Annotated in this window: 19 protein-coding genes; 13 read left to right on the plus strand and 6 right to left on the minus strand. The window is 63.5% G+C overall.

Annotated elements, in window-relative coordinates; translation table 11 throughout:
* The first annotated feature begins 28 nt into the window (after positions 1-28).
* A complete protein-coding gene (locus CDV49_RS12340; protein ID WP_088215736.1) occupies positions 29-523 on the plus strand; it encodes a L,D-transpeptidase family protein in 495 nt (164 codons plus the stop codon).
* A 77-nt stretch (positions 524-600) separates the two neighbouring features.
* Here the strand turns inward: CDV49_RS12340 and CDV49_RS12345 are convergent, their stop codons facing one another.
* Positions 601-1,113, minus strand: coding sequence for a CAP domain-containing protein (locus tag CDV49_RS12345; protein WP_088215737.1), 513 nt, complete (start codon positions 1,111-1,113; stop codon positions 601-603).
* Between the two features lie 219 nt (positions 1,114-1,332).
* On the opposite strand from CDV49_RS12345, the gene CDV49_RS12350 reads away from it, so the two are divergent.
* Positions 1,333-1,953 carry a L,D-transpeptidase gene (locus tag CDV49_RS12350; protein WP_373447802.1) on the plus strand — a complete coding sequence of 207 codons (621 nt, stop codon included), beginning with the start codon at positions 1,333-1,335 and terminating at the stop codon, positions 1,951-1,953.
* A gap of 138 nt (positions 1,954-2,091) precedes the next feature.
* Complete coding sequence (locus CDV49_RS12355; protein WP_088215738.1) at positions 2,092-2,286, plus strand: hypothetical protein; 195 nt, start codon at positions 2,092-2,094, stop codon at positions 2,284-2,286.
* A 106-nt stretch (positions 2,287-2,392) separates the two neighbouring features.
* On the opposite strand, the gene hemH is transcribed toward CDV49_RS12355, so the two are convergent.
* On the minus strand, positions 2,393-3,460 hold the full coding sequence (gene hemH, locus CDV49_RS12360) for a ferrochelatase (protein WP_088215739.1): 1,068 nt from the start codon (positions 3,458-3,460) through the stop codon (positions 2,393-2,395).
* A gap of 52 nt (positions 3,461-3,512) precedes the next feature.
* Complete coding sequence (locus CDV49_RS12365) at positions 3,513-4,334, minus strand: SAM-dependent methyltransferase (protein WP_088215740.1); 822 nt, start codon at positions 4,332-4,334, stop codon at positions 3,513-3,515.
* 45 nt (positions 4,335-4,379) lie between these two features.
* Between CDV49_RS12365 and CDV49_RS12370 the strand changes: the two genes are divergently transcribed.
* From CDV49_RS12370 to CDV49_RS12385, 4 genes are read left to right on the plus strand one after another with little or no spacing between them, the layout of a single operon-like run.
* On the plus strand, positions 4,380-5,117 hold the full coding sequence (locus CDV49_RS12370) for a ComF family protein (RefSeq protein ID WP_256947325.1): 738 nt from the start codon (positions 4,380-4,382) through the stop codon (positions 5,115-5,117).
* Positions 5,118-5,150: 33 nt separating this feature from the next.
* Entirely contained in the window at positions 5,151-5,408 is a 258-nt protein-coding gene (gene grxC / locus CDV49_RS12375) for a glutaredoxin 3 (protein WP_088215742.1), read from the plus strand.
* A gap of 4 nt (positions 5,409-5,412) precedes the next feature.
* On the plus strand, positions 5,413-6,243 hold the full coding sequence (locus CDV49_RS12380; protein ID WP_088215743.1) for a carbon-nitrogen hydrolase family protein: 831 nt from the start codon (positions 5,413-5,415) through the stop codon (positions 6,241-6,243).
* Positions 6,240-6,683, plus strand: coding sequence for a MarR family winged helix-turn-helix transcriptional regulator (locus CDV49_RS12385; RefSeq protein WP_088215744.1), 444 nt, complete (start codon positions 6,240-6,242; stop codon positions 6,681-6,683). The genes CDV49_RS12380 and CDV49_RS12385 overlap by 4 nt, the downstream gene beginning before the upstream one ends.
* A 3-nt stretch (positions 6,684-6,686) precedes the next feature.
* On the opposite strand, the gene CDV49_RS12390 is transcribed toward CDV49_RS12385, so the two are convergent.
* A complete protein-coding gene (locus CDV49_RS12390; RefSeq protein ID WP_256947326.1) occupies positions 6,687-7,382 on the minus strand; it encodes a flagellar hook capping FlgD N-terminal domain-containing protein in 696 nt (231 codons plus the stop codon).
* Positions 7,354-8,769 carry a flagellar hook-length control protein FliK gene (fliK, locus tag CDV49_RS12395; RefSeq protein ID WP_143413167.1) on the minus strand — a complete coding sequence of 472 codons (1,416 nt, stop codon included), beginning with the start codon at positions 8,767-8,769 and terminating at the stop codon, positions 7,354-7,356. Before fliK ends, CDV49_RS12390 begins: the two co-directional genes overlap by 29 nt.
* A 101-nt stretch (positions 8,770-8,870) precedes the next feature.
* On the opposite strand from fliK, the gene CDV49_RS12400 reads away from it, so the two are divergent.
* From CDV49_RS12400 to CDV49_RS12425, 6 genes are all read left to right on the plus strand, one after another.
* Positions 8,871-9,128: a rod-binding protein gene (locus tag CDV49_RS12400; protein WP_256947327.1), complete on the plus strand. Its 258-nt coding sequence runs from the start codon at positions 8,871-8,873 to the stop codon at positions 9,126-9,128.
* A complete protein-coding gene (locus tag CDV49_RS12405; RefSeq protein ID WP_088215748.1) occupies positions 9,121-9,417 on the plus strand; it encodes a hypothetical protein in 297 nt (98 codons plus the stop codon). The genes CDV49_RS12400 and CDV49_RS12405 overlap by 8 nt, the downstream gene beginning before the upstream one ends.
* Positions 9,418-9,591: 174 nt before the next feature.
* On the plus strand, positions 9,592-10,794 hold the full coding sequence (locus tag CDV49_RS12410; RefSeq protein WP_088215749.1) for a flagellin: 1,203 nt from the start codon (positions 9,592-9,594) through the stop codon (positions 10,792-10,794).
* Between the two features lie 78 nt (positions 10,795-10,872).
* On the plus strand, positions 10,873-11,250 hold the full coding sequence (gene flaF, locus CDV49_RS12415; protein WP_088215750.1) for a flagellar biosynthesis regulator FlaF: 378 nt from the start codon (positions 10,873-10,875) through the stop codon (positions 11,248-11,250).
* Positions 11,247-11,645: a flagellar biosynthesis repressor FlbT gene (flbT, locus tag CDV49_RS12420; protein WP_088215751.1), complete on the plus strand. Its 399-nt coding sequence runs from the start codon at positions 11,247-11,249 to the stop codon at positions 11,643-11,645. Before flaF ends, flbT begins: the two co-directional genes overlap by 4 nt.
* Positions 11,642-12,469, plus strand: coding sequence for a DUF1217 domain-containing protein (locus tag CDV49_RS12425; protein WP_088215752.1), 828 nt, complete (start codon positions 11,642-11,644; stop codon positions 12,467-12,469). Before flbT ends, CDV49_RS12425 begins: the two co-directional genes overlap by 4 nt.
* Before the next feature lie 78 nt (positions 12,470-12,547).
* Here CDV49_RS12425 and CDV49_RS12430 read toward each other — a convergent pair whose 3' ends face one another.
* Positions 12,548-13,810 (minus strand): lytic murein transglycosylase, encoded by a 1,263-nt coding sequence (locus CDV49_RS12430; RefSeq protein ID WP_088215753.1) that lies wholly within the window; start codon positions 13,808-13,810, stop codon positions 12,548-12,550.
* Between the last annotated feature and the right edge of the window lie 6 nt (positions 13,811-13,816).

The raw sequence follows: 13,816 nt of genomic DNA on the forward strand, positions 1-13,816 counted from the left end.
AAAAAAAGGGACGGGCAGGACCATAACCATGTGGCGAATTCTTTCGCTTCTCTTGCTTTGCGTGACGCTGACGGCCTGCGGAGCGCAATCCAAGTTCAAAAGCTATGACGGGCCAGAGGTCACGTCGATACAGGTGCACAAGTCGCAGCGGAAAATGTATCTGCTGCACGACAATATCGCGATCAAGACCTATGACATCGGGCTGGGGCCGCAGCCTCAGGGCCACAAGCAGATTTCGGGCGATGGCCGCACGCCGGAGGGGCTCTACTTCATCGACCGGCGCAATCCCAACAGCCAGTATCATCTGTCGGTCGGGATTTCCTATCCCAACCCGCATGATGTGGAGGTCGCGCGTGCGCTCGGCCTCTCTCCGGGCGGTGACATCTTCATCCATGGAGAGGCCGGTTGGGCCAAGGGCCGCGCGCGGGACTGGACGGCCGGTTGCATCGCCGTGACCGACAAGGAGATCGAGGAGATATACTCCATGGTCCGTGAAGGAACGCCGATCTACCTGCTGCCATAGGAAAGGGGCCGCGCGGCCCCTTCCCGTCGGTTGCCACGGCCTCTCCCCAGGAGGCCGTGGCGTCCGCGCTGTGCGGATCAGCTTCCGAGCAGCATCGTCCACCATATCTTGCCCCTGCCATCCTGAAAGAAGTCGAACCCCATCAGGCGGGCGGCCGGGTCGAGAAGCGTCTCGCGCGAGGGTTTGTCCTCCATCCACGCGGCCAGCGTCTCCAGCTCCGTCTCATAGGTTTCGGAGATGAGCTCCCCCCGAACCTCACCGCCATAACCCGCGCGTTGCGCCCGGATGATGGGCGAGGAGCCGTCGGAGCCGAAGTGCCAGGGCCGGTTCTGCACCGCCATGTCGCGCGAATGGGTCGCAGCGGCGGCGTTCAGTTCGGGCGAAAGCTGCAGCATCGCCAGCCCGCGCGCCGAGCGGAGCGCATTCACCCCGTCCAGCATCCGGTACTGGATGGCGCCCGTCTCTCCGGCGCTCAGCTGGTAAAGGCGGGGCAGCGGCTTCCCATCCGTGCCATACTGGATGGGCGGCGGCGAGGAACAGGCGGCGAGCGTCGCCGCGGTGGTGAGCAGAAGAAGCGAAGTTCGGAGCATGTGGTTCGTTTGCCTGTTGGAGAAGGGTCCCCGGAGATGTAGCCGCCCGGGCCCGCGGTCGCAAATATCCCTGTCAAAAGGCGGCATCACGAGTATTTGTTGATTTGCAGCCTGTGACAGAGAGCATTAAAGCGCAAATTCTGGGATGACCAGAAGCACACCTGTCAAGGTGACAGGACGCCGCAATCAGATCGCCACGGGCGGTCGAAGGAGTGAGGGATGAAGAAGTCGCAGGGTTCCGCTTCGGGGGTCGGTTTCAGCCGGCGCATGTTCGTCGGGGGCATGTTGCTTGGCAGCCTCGCAGCACCGGCCGTCGCCCGCGCTCAGGCGAACATGTCCAACTCCACCGAGATGGAAAAACCGCTGTCGCCGACGATCCGGCGCAACATCTCCAGCTTTCGCACGCATCACTGGCAGGACTACTTCAGCAATACCAGGAACGGGGCGATTCTGGTCGATATCAACAGCCGCGCGCTGCATTTCTGGTCGGAGGACCAGACGATCTACCGGCTCTATCCGACCTCCGTGCCGGAGACGGACGATCTGACCCGCAAGGGACGGACCGAGGTGGTGAAGAAGGTTGACGGCCCCTCCTGGCGCCCGACACCGGCGATGAAGCAGCGCAATCCCGACTGGCCGGATTTCATCGGGCCGGGCCCGGACAATCCGCTGGGCACGCATGCGCTCTACCTCTCCTGGGCCTACTACCGGATCCATGGAACGCAGGATACGCGCAAGATCGGACGGCGGTCCTCCAACGGCTGCATCGGGCTTTACAATGAACACATCGCCGAGCTGTTCGGCATGGCCAATGTGGGCACACAGGTGTTGCTAATTTGACGCCTCCTCAGGGGTGTAAGCGGCGCTCCGCTCAAACCCTCTTTGCAGGCGCAATTTTCGGTGATTACTGGAGTTTACGAGGCTCGTTTTTCAGGCCCGGCTCCGTATACGCGGGGCGGGATATCACTGGAGGTCAACATGAAAAAGATCGCGCTCGCGGCTGCCGTGTCGGTTGCTGCTTCTTCGGCTTTCGCAGGAAACATCAACGCTCCGGTCGTGGAACCGGTCGTCCAACCGGAAGTCGTGGTGCAGGACACGTCCTCCTCCTCGGCCGGTGTGGTCGTGCCGCTGCTGCTCGTCGTGCTGGTCGGCGCGGCTCTGGCGGCGAACTGAGATACCCCGGCAGGCCGGTCGCAGGACCGGTCACGGCCCGGAACTCAGGGGGCGGTGGGCAACCACCGCCCTTTCCCATGTCTGTTCGGGCCCACTTCGGTCTGAGTCAGGCCACCCACCCGGCCAGGTTCTCCGCCACGATGGCCTCCAGCGCCGCGATATGGGCGGCCTCGTCGTTCAGGCAGGGAATGTAGGTAAAGGTTTCGCCCCCGGCCTCCTCGAAGGCATGGCGGATCTCGCCGTTGATTTCCTCCAGCGTCTCGATGCAATCGGCCGAAAACGCGGGAGCCATCACGGCGATATTGCGGATGCCCTGCCGCGCCAGAACCGCCACGTGCTCGACCGTATAGGGCTTGAGCCATTCCTCCGGCCCGAACACCGACTGGAAGGTCACGTCCACCGCGTCTTTCTCCCAACCCAGCCGTTCGCGCAGCAGGCGCGTCGTCTTCTGGCACTGGCATTGGTAGGGATCGCCCGAGAGGTGATAGCGCACCGGCATGCCGTGGTAAGAGGTGACGAGCTTCTGTGGCCGCACCGGCAGCGCGGCATAGGCGGTCTCCACGGATCGGGCGAGCGCCTCCACATAGAGCGGATGGTCGAAATAGGCAGGCACGGTCCGCGCGGCGGGCTGCCACCGCTCGGCCATCAGGGCGCGGAAGAACTGGTCGTTCGCGGTCGCGGTCGTGGCCCCCGCATATTGCGGATAGAGCGGGAAAAACAGGATGCGGTCGCAGCCTGCGGCCACCATCTCCGCCACCTTCTCTGCGGTCGAGGGCTTGCCATAACGCATGCAGAAATCCACCGTCACGGCATCGCCAAAGCGCGCGGCCAGCGCGTCGCGCAGCGCTTCCGTCTGATTGCGGGTGATGGTGAGCAGGGGGCTTTCACCCCGCTCCTCGTCCCAGATCAGCTTGTAATTCGCGCCGGAGGAGAAAGGCCGCTTCGTCAGGATCACCGTCTGCAACAGCGGCTGCCATTTCCACGCGGGGTAGTCGATGACCCGCTTGTCGGAGAGAAACTCGTTCAGGTAGCGCCGCATCGACCAGTAGTCATACCCGTCGGGCGTGCCGAGATTGGCCAGCAACACGCCGATCCGGCGGGGCGGAAGCGCCGGATGGTCCGGCGGGGCGTGCGAGGGACGAGCCGCGAGAGAGGATGGCTTCTGGTCTAGCATGTCGGGTTTCCTGCTGACGGACAACGGCGAGATAACCGCTGGCCGCGGGATTTCAATTCGTGCCTTTGTCGCGGGGCGCGTTCAAGGCATCCTCCAGCCGCTGAATCGCGGTGCCCGGCCGCAGCGGCTGCTGCTGGCTGGCATCGGGCACCCAGCCGGTGAGATACACGATCTCGAACGTGGCAGGCAGGCGGCCATCTGGCAGGGCATAGGTCCGTCCATAGATCTCCGCAGCCGTCGGGAACAGCATCCGCGGCGGCATCGTCTTGCGCCGCGCGGCCAGCGCATTTGTCTCCGCCATCGCCCGGAGGTCGCGAAACAGCGCCATGAGATCGCCATAGGTCACCGTCAGCTTCACCCCGTCGGCCACCGGCAGGGCCAGGCCCGCACGGTGAAGCAGCCCGCCCAGATCGCGAATCTCCCCCATCGGCGCCACGCGGGGGGACAGCCCTCCGGTCAGCGCGACCTCCGCCTCCGCCAGCGCGGCCCGGAGCTCGCTGAGCGTCTGACCGGCGAAAAGCGCGCCCAGAAATAGCCCATCAGGCCGGAGAGCGCGGCGCGCCTGCACCAGTTGTCCCACCGGATCGGCGGACCAGTGCAGCGCGAGGTCATGGATCAGCAGGTCATGCGCGCCTTCTTCAAGGTCCAGCACCTCCTCATCCGCGACGAATCGGGCATTGGGGAAGGCGTGCCACGCTTCGGGAAAAGCGGTGACGATGGCCGGGTTCGTAAACCTTCTGTTAACCTCTGTCAGTCTCTCCTGCATCTCGTCCGCCACGGCATCATGCAGAAAGAGCGCGGGTTGGTCCCGCCGCGCCCGCTCGCGCTGGCGGAGAAGTTGGGGGCGATCGGTCAGTTGGGGTGGTTGATGCATGAGCCTACCTTGGAACCTGCCGAATCTAGGGGCAGGGTCCGCACTTTGCAAACGCTCGTCGCGCGGGGAGGGCGCGCGGCCCTGCGCGCGCTCTATCCGCCGCAATGCGTGGCCTGCGCCGCGCCGGTGGCGGAGGACTTCGGCCTTTGCCCGGACTGCTGGCGGGATGTGGATTTCCTGGACGGTCTGGTCTGCGACGCCTGCGGCCTGCCCCTGCCGGGTGGGCCGGAAGACGGCGTGCTCTGCGACGGCTGCCTGCGCGAACCGCCGGTCTGGGACAGGGCGCGCGCGGTCTTCACCTATGCCGGGACGGGGCGGCGGCTTGTTCTGGCGTTCAAGCATGGCGACCGCACCGAACTTCATCGTCCGGCCGGGCGCTGGTTGAGGCAGGCAGCGGAACCGCTCCTGCTTCCCGAAACGGTGATCGCGCCCGTGCCGCTTCACTGGGTCAGGCTGCTGCGGCGGCGCTACAATCAGTCGGCCTTGCTGGCGCAGGCGCTGGCGCGGGAAACCGCGATGGACTGCGTCGTTGATCTGCTGCATCGGCCGCGTTCCACCGGCAGCCAGGATGGGCGTGACAAGGCAGGCCGTTTTGCCAACATGGCTGGTGCGATCCGCTGCACGCCGCGTCGGGCCGCGGCGATCGCCGGTCGCCCGGTGCTTCTGGTCGATGATGTGCTGACATCGGGCGCCACCCTTGCCGCCTGCACCGCGGCGCTCCGGGCGGCGGGGGCGTCGCAGGTCGCGGCGGTTGTGCTCGCACGCGTTGCGAAAGGGGGGTAAGCACTTATATCTGGCGCGAACCACGAGGATACCATGGCCGATATCGAGATCTACACGACGCCCACCTGCCCCTATTGCGCGGCAGCAAAACGTTTACTTGCCAAAAAAGGCGTCGCCTATCGAGAAATCGATGTGTCCCGTGATCCCGATCTGCGCAGCGCGATGACCCGGCGGGCGGGCGGGCGGCATACGGTGCCACAGATTTTCATCGGCGATGTGCATGTCGGCGGCTCCGATGATCTGCACGCGCTGGAAGCGGCCGGTCGCCTCGATCCGCTGCTCAAGGGCTGAAGGGATGCGCGCGGCTCTGGTTCAGCTCAACGTCACCGATCTGCCGGAGGAAAACCTCCCCGGCACCCTCGCGCTCATCGATCAGGCGGTGGCTGGCGGGGCGGAGTTCGTGTTGACGCCGGAGGTGACGAACTGCATCTCCACCGACCGCGCCCACCAGCGCACGGTGCTGCGCCACGAGGAAGACGATCCCACTCTCGCCGCGCTTCGCGCCCGCGCGCGGGACCACGGGGTCTGGCTGCTGATCGGCTCGCTCGCGCTTCTGACGCACGACCCGGATGGCCGTTTTGCCAACCGCGCCTTTCTCATCACGCCGGAGGGGGAGATCGCCGCGCGCTACGACAAGATCCACATGTTCGACGTGCAGGTCTCCGAGACGGAAGTGTATCGCGAATCCTCCGGCTATCGGCCCGGCGAGCGGGCGGAGGTGGTAGCGACACCTTTCGGGAAGGTCGGGCTGTCGATCTGCTACGATCTGCGGTTTCCCTATCTGTATCGCGCGCTGGCCAAGGCGGGCGCGGAAATTCTTACGGTTCCTGCCGCCTTCAATACCACCACCGGTGCCGCGCATTGGGAGCCTCTGCTGCGGGCCCGTGCCATAGAGACGGGCTGCTTCGTTCTCGCGCCCGCGCAGACGGGCACGCATGTCGAGCGCAAGGGCCCGGGGCGGAGAACCTACGGTCATGGGCTTGTCGTCGCCCCTTGGGGAGAGGTTCTGGTGGATGCGGGGACGGAGCCGGGCGTGACGTTCGTCGATCTCGATCTTGCGGAAGTGCGCAAGGCCCGCGGCAGAGTGCCCTCTCTCGACCATGACCGGGCCTTTGCGGGACCATGACGCAGCCGGAGCACGAGCCGCTTGGCGCCCTTCTTTTCAGCGAAATCTATATGGTCGATCAACTCGCGCGGACCTTGCTGTCAAAGGCTCTGCCGCGGGGGATGGAACTGTCGCATTTCGCTGTTCTCAACCACCTCGCCCATCTGAACGAAGAGCGCACGCCGGCCCAGCTCGCCCGCGCCTTCCACGTCACCCGTGGCGCGATGTCCAACACCATTTCGAAACTCGAATGGGCGGGTCATGTTCATGTGCGCCCGGACTGGGACGACGCCCGTCGCAAGTTCGTGGCCATCAGTCCCGCAGGCCGCGCGGCCCGCGATGCCGCCTTTGCCGCGATCTCTCCGGCCATGTCACGCACGGCGCGTGCGCTCGGCACAGAACGTGTGCGCGCGGTTCTTCCGGTTCTGCGGGAGTTGCGCATGTGGCTGGAGGAGGATTGAGCTTCATCCCGGTTCCCGCATGGCAACCACCTGATCGGCGCTGAACTGGGCACCCCCCCGAAGGATGAGCTGGATGGCGCCGTTGGTGTCGGCCCGTATCTCCTCAACGCGCTGATAGGCCGGCACGCTCTCCGTCGTGAGCGGTGTTGTCCCGGAATACGTCTGGACGCTGAAACTGTAGCGGCCCGGCGGGAGGGGGGCCTCACCCGACAGGCTTCCCGCCCAGCTCACGGCGCCGCCATCCATCGGGAAATCCTCACGCGCGACGATGTCTCCACCGCTGTCCCGGACAATCAGAACGGCACGATCCGCCTCCGCCAACTCCGGTGGAAGAAGGGTCAACGGCGCGCCATCGTAAACCGCGGGAGAGGTCACTGCCACCTCCTTGCCCAGCCAGTTGGAGAAGCCCGACACCCCCCCAAGCCCCGGGCCGGAGGCCAACCCTTCCAGAAGCTGGTTCGTCCGCATCTGCTGCTCGACGCCCGAAAATGTCGCGAGCTGCACGGCGAATTCGCTGGATTCCATCGGATTCAACGGATCCTGATTCTGCAACTGCGTCGTCAGCATCCGAAGGAATGTCTGAAAATCGGTGCTGGCGAACCCTCCGCCTGACGCGCTTGGCGTTCCTGTGCTGCGCTGCGCTGTCGTATTTGCAATGTCCAATTTGTCCTCACATGCGCAAATCCAGCCGGTCCTCACCAGCCAGACCTTTTCGGGGAACGGCTTCGATCGTCACGGCAAACTGGGTTTCGACTGTCTCTGATCGGAGCTGATTACGACGGTCCTGCCTCTTTTCGCCGCCGAAGTGGAAGCTGACCTCGCCATAGCCCTGCTGCCGGAGATCCCGCTGAAGCTCCGCTGCCTGACGCTTTGCCGCGTCTAGGGAGTCCGCTCGGCTTGAATCAACTTCCACGCGGATACCGCTTGGTGTTTCGTGGATCTTCAAGTCCAGCCGCCCAAGGTCTTTGTCGTCCAGAGACAGTTCCATCGCCTCACCATCCTGCCGCAAAAACAGCCGGTGTGCCTCCTCCGCGACCGGAGCGGGCGGCGAGAAAAAACGGGGACGGGCTTCGTTGACGCCCTCCGAGTGTCGTTCAGCCCTTCCAGACTCGCGGAGAGCAGGCGTCTCCACCGCTTCTCTGTCCAGGACAACTACAGCCTCACCGCGCGAATCGGGTCCGGCCCCACGTCCTTGGTTCTCGGGCTCTGTCGCATCCCCGCCGGGCTCAAAATCGACCTTGCCGGTATAAAGCGGGCTGGCACCCGCCGCCGCTTGGGAAGCCATCTTGTCCGGCGGCAGGGTATCCGCCCTGCCTTCCGCGCCCATGGGCTGGCCGGATGGTCGCGGCGGCACCGCCGCGGCGATCTCGGGTGGGTTTATTTCACGGCTGGGCGGGCCGCGCTCCGCGATATCCATGCGATTGTGCATGTCAGGCGTGAGGCTTTTGGCTGCCGGCGGCCCAATATCCTGCGATTCGGTTGACTGCCTGACGATGGCGGGGGGCGTGCTCTCGATACTTCCCGGCGCGTTTCCCGATTGCCGGAAATGCGGCTGCTCGTAAGAAAAACCCTCTGACAACTCCTTACTCGCTGGCCTGATTTCCGGCATTGTGCGTGTCTCAGCCGCTGCTGAGGAAATACCCGGCAAAGCGAAAGCCGCGGTCGCAGAGTCAGCCCCCGTTTGCTCTGAGAGTTGCGGCGGGTTTTTCCTCTCCTCGTCCGATTGCACTGGGCCTTCCATACCCGTCTCAAAAGGACTTGGTAAAGCTTCCGACCGAATATCCTCGATTTCAACCGCTTCCGGCTGAATGTCCTGCAGGACGGCCGAATCTGGAAAAACCGGCATAACCCGGTAAGTGCCATCAAGTTTAGTCGAATTTGGCGCCTCTGCTTCGAGACGGACAGAGAAGGGAATCAGCGGACTTGGCATCAATGTCCTTGGCCCGGGTTCAGGCTCTTTGGAATTGGCGGGCCCCGCTTCAAGCTCATCTTCAAACGCCGGACCCACCAGGAATTCGCATGCAGCAGGCGCCAACCCGGCATCCGTCGTTGGGGCAACATTCGAAAGAAGAGCAATGGCGTCCATCGTAGGCCTCGCGTTGTGCCATTCGATAATGACCGCAGGAAGTTACTCAATCTTTACCGCTGCGCGCGAAATATGCTGGCAACGAGTGAAAGGAGATGCCGATGGAAATCGATGGAATGCCTAATCAGTCACGGTTACTGAAACTGCGAGCCGCTGCGGAAGCACTGGAGGGCGCTTTTCTCGCGGAAATGCTCAAACCTGCCGAAGCGAAGAACGATTTCGGCGGCGGTGTGGGCGAGGGGCAGTTCGCCTCCTTTCTGCGCGAGGCTCAGGCGAAGCAACTTGTACGCGCGGGGGGGGTGGGCCTTTCGGAGAGCCTCTTCACTGCGCTGATTCGGGGGGAGAGCGGCCATGCGTAATGCGCTCGCACTCATGGAGGCAACGCGTGAAGCGATTGTCGCCGGGCGATTTGAACGGCTGACGGATCTGATCGATGCGACAGATTATCTGCTGGCGCAACTGCCACGAGCTTCAGGCGAGGAGCTTGCGATTGTTCGCGCTCGCGCGCTCCGAAACCAGGGACTTATCAGGGCGGCGCTGACGGGCCTGCGATCATCGGCATCTCTCAACGGCTCCTTTTCCGCTTATGGAACAGATGGCCGCCGCATCACGGACAGCACCGGCCCTGCCGTCGAGCGAAAGGCCTGATCGTTAGAATGCGAGATATTCTCCGCGTCGCTTTAGGAATTCATTAGAGATTCGGCGCCATGATGGACAGGCATCCAGCGGGATGGCGCGGAAAAATCCGCATCGGGCAGAAGGCCGGACCAGCCAATTCACGGCACAACGGGCGCAAAACGCGACCTTATCAGGGGAATTCCTATGTCCAGCATTCTTACGAACTCGAGCGCGATGGTCGCTCTTCAGACGTTGAAGGGCATTAACAGCAGTCTTGCCAAAACTCAGGACGAAATCTCCACCGGGAAGTCGGTCGCTTCCGCCAAGGACAACGCCGCCGTCTGGGCCATTTCCAAAACGATGGAATCCGATGTGGCGAGCTTTAAGGCGGTGTCGGACGGCTTGTCCCAGGCGAAGTCCACTATTGCCGTTGCCCGGACTGCGGTCGAATCGATTGCTGAAGATCTGACTTCGATCAAAGGCAAGATCGTCGCTGCGCAGCAGGGAACCGGTTCCGCCGAACTCCAAAAGGACATCGAAGGGGTTATCGCGAACATCAAGTCCACGATCAGCACGGCGCAGTTCAGCGGTATCAGTCTGCTGGAAGGAACAGGGTCGGTCGACTATCTGGCGTCTCTGGATCGCAGCTCCGACGGGTCTGTGACACCGACCAAGATCAGCGTGGCGAAGCAGGATCTGTCCATCGGCACCTATACCGCGAAGGCCGCCTTCACCGGTTCGGACGGTGTGTCGACGGGAGCGGATACCTTTGCGACCACGGTGGATGGTGGCGGGGCAAGCACCAGCATCGTCATCGACAATGATACCGATGCTCTGGCCGCCGGTGACCGGATCTCGGTGACTATCGGTGACAAGACCGCAAGCTATACTGTCACTGCCGACGATGTCGCCTCCTCGACCCCGGCCGATCTGGTTGCGGTGGGTCTGAAGGGCGCGGTCGAAGCCTTGGGTATCGAGGGTGTCAGCCTTGACTACGACAGCGGGACGCCGGGCACGCTGGTGCTTACGAACAATGGGGCGGGCGACCTTGCCGTCTCCGGTCGCTTTCAGAACGCGGGCAGCGGCGGCCTGGGCGCGCTCGACTCCATCGATGTGAGCACCGTCGCGGGGGCTGCGTCGGCGCTGACGGCGATCGAAGGACTTCTCGATACCGTAAAGACCGCGGGCGCGACGCTGGGCTCCACCGAAAGCCGTGTCGAAAAGCAGGCGAACTTCATCAGCAAACTGTCCGATGCTCTGACACAAGGTATCGGGGCCATGGTGGACGCGGATATGGAAGAAGCCTCGGCGCGGCTCCAGGCGCTGCAGGTGCAGCAGCAGCTGGGGATTCAGGCGCTGTCCATCGCGAACTCTGCGCCGCAGAACGTGCTGTCGCTCTTCCGTTAATATCGTCTGCGGCGGGGCCTATGCCTCGCCGCGCCTTTTTTCCGAGCGTTGAGCCATGTGTCGCTGAAAGGATGCATCTTGAACGCAATCGAGAAGGCGCGAAGCGCCTACGCGCGAACCGAGCCTATGCTGGGAACGGAGCGCGATATGGAATACGAGGCCTTTGCAAGGGCGACACGGCAACTCCGTGCGGCCGTGGCTGGCGGTCGGGCTGGTTTCCCGGCTCTCGTCCAGGGGCTTCACGACAATCGCAGACTGTGGACCGTATTGGCGACGGATGTCGCGAGCCAGCGCAATGGATTGCCCGCCGCGCTCCGAGCGCAGATCTTCTATCTCGCGGAGTTCGTGCGGGTTCAGAGTGATCGTGTATTGAACGGCACTGCCGAAGTGGAAGCGCTGATCGAGATCAATATGGCTGTCATGGCAGGACTCCGGCAACGGGGGACGGGCTCTTGAGCGGGCTGGTTCTCAAACTTGCTCCGGGAGAGAGGCTGCTCGTCAACGGGGCCGTGATTGAAAATGGCGATAGACGATCGCGCTTTTCGATCATCACTCCCGGGGTCCATATTCTTCGCCTCCGCGATGCGCTTCATCCCCGAGAGGCGACAACACCCGTCCGTCGGGCCTGTTATATGGCGCAGCTGGTTCTGTCCGGCGATGCGACGGAACAGGCGACATGTGCCGATCTTTTGGCGGCGATAGATCAACTTGATGATGTCATGGCGGATGCTGCCAGCCGGCTGTTGTTGTCACAGGCGCGGCAGAGTGTCGTCGCACATCAATACTATGCGGCTCTTAAAACGCTTCGCGGGTTGTTGCCCAGGGAAGCGCGACTTCTGGCAGAACCATGAGCTTCGGTCCCGTCATTCCCGTCGGTGGATATGCCGGATGGCGGTTTCTTCAGCGTACTGCGGAAGCGCAGAAGGAAACTTTCGTCGCTTCCGCTAAAATGCAGCGCGACGAAGCCTATTTCAGAGAACGCATCAGCGGAATTTCCAGCGCGGAGGAGCTGGTCGCGGACCGGCGCCTGCTTCAGGTTGCGCTTGGCGCCTTTGGTCTGGGTGATGACATTGGTAACAAGTACTTCATCCGAAAAGTACTGGAAGACGGTGTCAACGAACGAACCGCGCTCGCCAATCGGCTTTCCAACAAAGCCTATGCCGAGATGGCATCGACTTTTTCCTTTACCGAGGAGCCGCCTTTCACGCAGAGGGAGGGTTTCGCGGATGCCATCCTCTCTGCATACAAGACACGTGCGTTTGAAGCGGCAGTGGGGGAAAGCAACGACGACATGCGACTGGCGATGAATGCGCAGCGTGAATTGGAGAAACTGGCGGAGCGACCCGGATCGGACAACACTCTTTGGTATGCGGTGCTGGGGTCGAAGCCGTTGCGTACCGTTTTCGAACGGGCGTTTGCCTTACCGGCGAGTTTCGGCGCTCTCGACATAGACCTGCAACTGCGAACGATGAAGAGCCGGGCGCAGAACACACTTGGCCAGAGTACCATCAAGCAGTTCGCCGATCCTGACCAGTCCGAAGCGCTGATCCGCCGCTTCCTCCTGATGTCCGATCTTCAATCGGGAGCATCGCAAAACGCACCCGGCGCGGGGGCGCTCGCCCTTTTGCGGGGGCAGGGGAGCGCGGCCTCCCTGCTTTCCATCCTGCGGAGGTAGCCCGCCACGGAGTGATCCTGCACCGCGAGGGCAGGCACCAAAGCGGGCGCGGGCGTGAAACTCCCCTCATGGAGACCGTCAGCGCAGACGATTGAGCAGATCGTAGGAAGGATAGCCGTCCGGTGTCATGCCGCTCGCGACCTGATAGCCCCGGATGGCGGCAATCGTGTCGGGGCCGATTTTGCCATCCGCGCTCCCGGGATCGAAACCGGCACGGGCGAGGCGTTGCTGCAGTTCCGTTCTCTCCGATTGGGTAAGCGCCCGGTCCGTTCTGGGCCAGGCGGTAAGGAAGGGGCCGCCGCCCTTCAGCCGGTCGGAAAGATGGCCGACACCCATCACATAGCTGTCGGCGGCGTTGTAGCGCGAGATGGCGCGGAAATTGTTGAAGATCAGAAAGGCGGGGCCACTTGCCCCGGCAGGCTGGAGCACGGACGCCGCGCCATCCCGTAGCCTCGTGCCATCGGCGGAGCGGATGCCCAGGGAGGACCATTCCGCGACACTCTTGCGCGTACCCTTGCCCGCGAGAGAATGGTTGAACCCGGCAGGAAGCACCACCTCCACCCCCCAGGGCTGGCCGCGCGTCCAGCCGGAGCGCGCCAGATAGGCGGCGGTGGAAGCGAGCGCGTCCGAGGGGTCGTCGGACCAGATGTCCCGCTTGCCGTCACCATGGAAATCCACGGCGTAGAGCAGGTAGCTTGTCGGGATGAACTGCGTGTGGCCCATCGCCCCGGCCCAGGAGCCGGTCATGTGCCGGGCATCGACATCGCCTGCCTGAATGATCTTCAGCGCGGCGACGAGTTGCTGTTCGAAGAACGCGCCGCGCCGTCCGTCATAGGCCAGGGTGGCAAGCGAAGGAATCACCGGCATGGTTCCCCGGTGGCTGCCATAGGAGCTTTCCATGCCCCAGACCGCGACGACCACCTCACGCTCCACACCGTAGCGGGCCTCGATCTCGTCCAGCACGCGGCGGTTCTCGGCCAGCGCCTTGCGCCCGTTCTCGATCCGCGTGTCGGAGACGGCGCTGTCCAGATATTGCCAGATGGCGCGCGTGAACTCGGCCTGATTACGGTCGCGCTGGATCACTTCCGGCACGTAGCCCACGCCCGCGAAGGCGGTGTCAAAGGTCCGGGGCGATATCCCCTGAGCCGTCGCCCGACCCCGGAAGCCGGAGAGCCAGCTGTCGAAGCCCTGATCCTCCACCATGTTCAGGGCCTGCACCGCAACGGGCGCGCGGGGGAAATCACGCGTTTCCGCGGAGGACCGCGATACCCAGTCGGACGACCCGCAGGCCGGAAGTGCGACGAGGCCAGCCACCGCGAAGGCGGTCAAGGAATTGCGCATACTGTC

This window comes from Haematobacter genomosp. 1, assembly GCF_002196855.1.
In the GTDB taxonomy this organism is placed as follows: domain Bacteria; phylum Pseudomonadota; class Alphaproteobacteria; order Rhodobacterales; family Rhodobacteraceae; genus Haematobacter.

What these genes read in the sequence shown, in the direction of transcription:
- fliK (WP_143413167.1), bottom strand. Translation starts at nt 8,769, where the DNA reads ATGGACGCCATTGCTCTTCTTTCGAATGTTGCCCCAACGACGGATGCC.
- CDV49_RS12410 (WP_088215749.1), top strand. Translation starts at nt 9,592, where the DNA reads ATGTCCAGCATTCTTACGAACTCGAGCGCGATGGTCGCTCTTCAGACG.
- grxC (WP_088215742.1), top strand. Translation starts at nt 5,151, where the DNA reads ATGGCCGATATCGAGATCTACACGACGCCCACCTGCCCCTATTGCGCG.
- CDV49_RS12380 (WP_088215743.1), top strand. Translation starts at nt 5,413, where the DNA reads ATGCGCGCGGCTCTGGTTCAGCTCAACGTCACCGATCTGCCGGAGGAA.
- CDV49_RS12430 (WP_088215753.1), bottom strand. Translation starts at nt 13,810, where the DNA reads ATGCGCAATTCCTTGACCGCCTTCGCGGTGGCTGGCCTCGTCGCACTT.
- CDV49_RS12345 (WP_088215737.1), bottom strand. Translation starts at nt 1,113, where the DNA reads ATGCTCCGAACTTCGCTTCTTCTGCTCACCACCGCGGCGACGCTCGCC.
- CDV49_RS12385 (WP_088215744.1), top strand. Translation starts at nt 6,240, where the DNA reads ATGACGCAGCCGGAGCACGAGCCGCTTGGCGCCCTTCTTTTCAGCGAA.
- CDV49_RS12405 (WP_088215748.1), top strand. Translation starts at nt 9,121, where the DNA reads ATGCGTAATGCGCTCGCACTCATGGAGGCAACGCGTGAAGCGATTGTC.
- CDV49_RS12355 (WP_088215738.1), top strand. Translation starts at nt 2,092, where the DNA reads ATGAAAAAGATCGCGCTCGCGGCTGCCGTGTCGGTTGCTGCTTCTTCG.
- CDV49_RS12400 (WP_256947327.1), top strand. Translation starts at nt 8,871, where the DNA reads ATGGAAATCGATGGAATGCCTAATCAGTCACGGTTACTGAAACTGCGA.
- CDV49_RS12350 (WP_373447802.1), top strand. Translation starts at nt 1,333, where the DNA reads ATGAAGAAGTCGCAGGGTTCCGCTTCGGGGGTCGGTTTCAGCCGGCGC.
- hemH (WP_088215739.1), bottom strand. Translation starts at nt 3,460, where the DNA reads ATGCTAGACCAGAAGCCATCCTCTCTCGCGGCTCGTCCCTCGCACGCC.
- CDV49_RS12340 (WP_088215736.1), top strand. Translation starts at nt 29, where the DNA reads ATGTGGCGAATTCTTTCGCTTCTCTTGCTTTGCGTGACGCTGACGGCC.
- CDV49_RS12425 (WP_088215752.1), top strand. Translation starts at nt 11,642, where the DNA reads ATGAGCTTCGGTCCCGTCATTCCCGTCGGTGGATATGCCGGATGGCGG.
- CDV49_RS12365 (WP_088215740.1), bottom strand. Translation starts at nt 4,334, where the DNA reads ATGCATCAACCACCCCAACTGACCGATCGCCCCCAACTTCTCCGCCAG.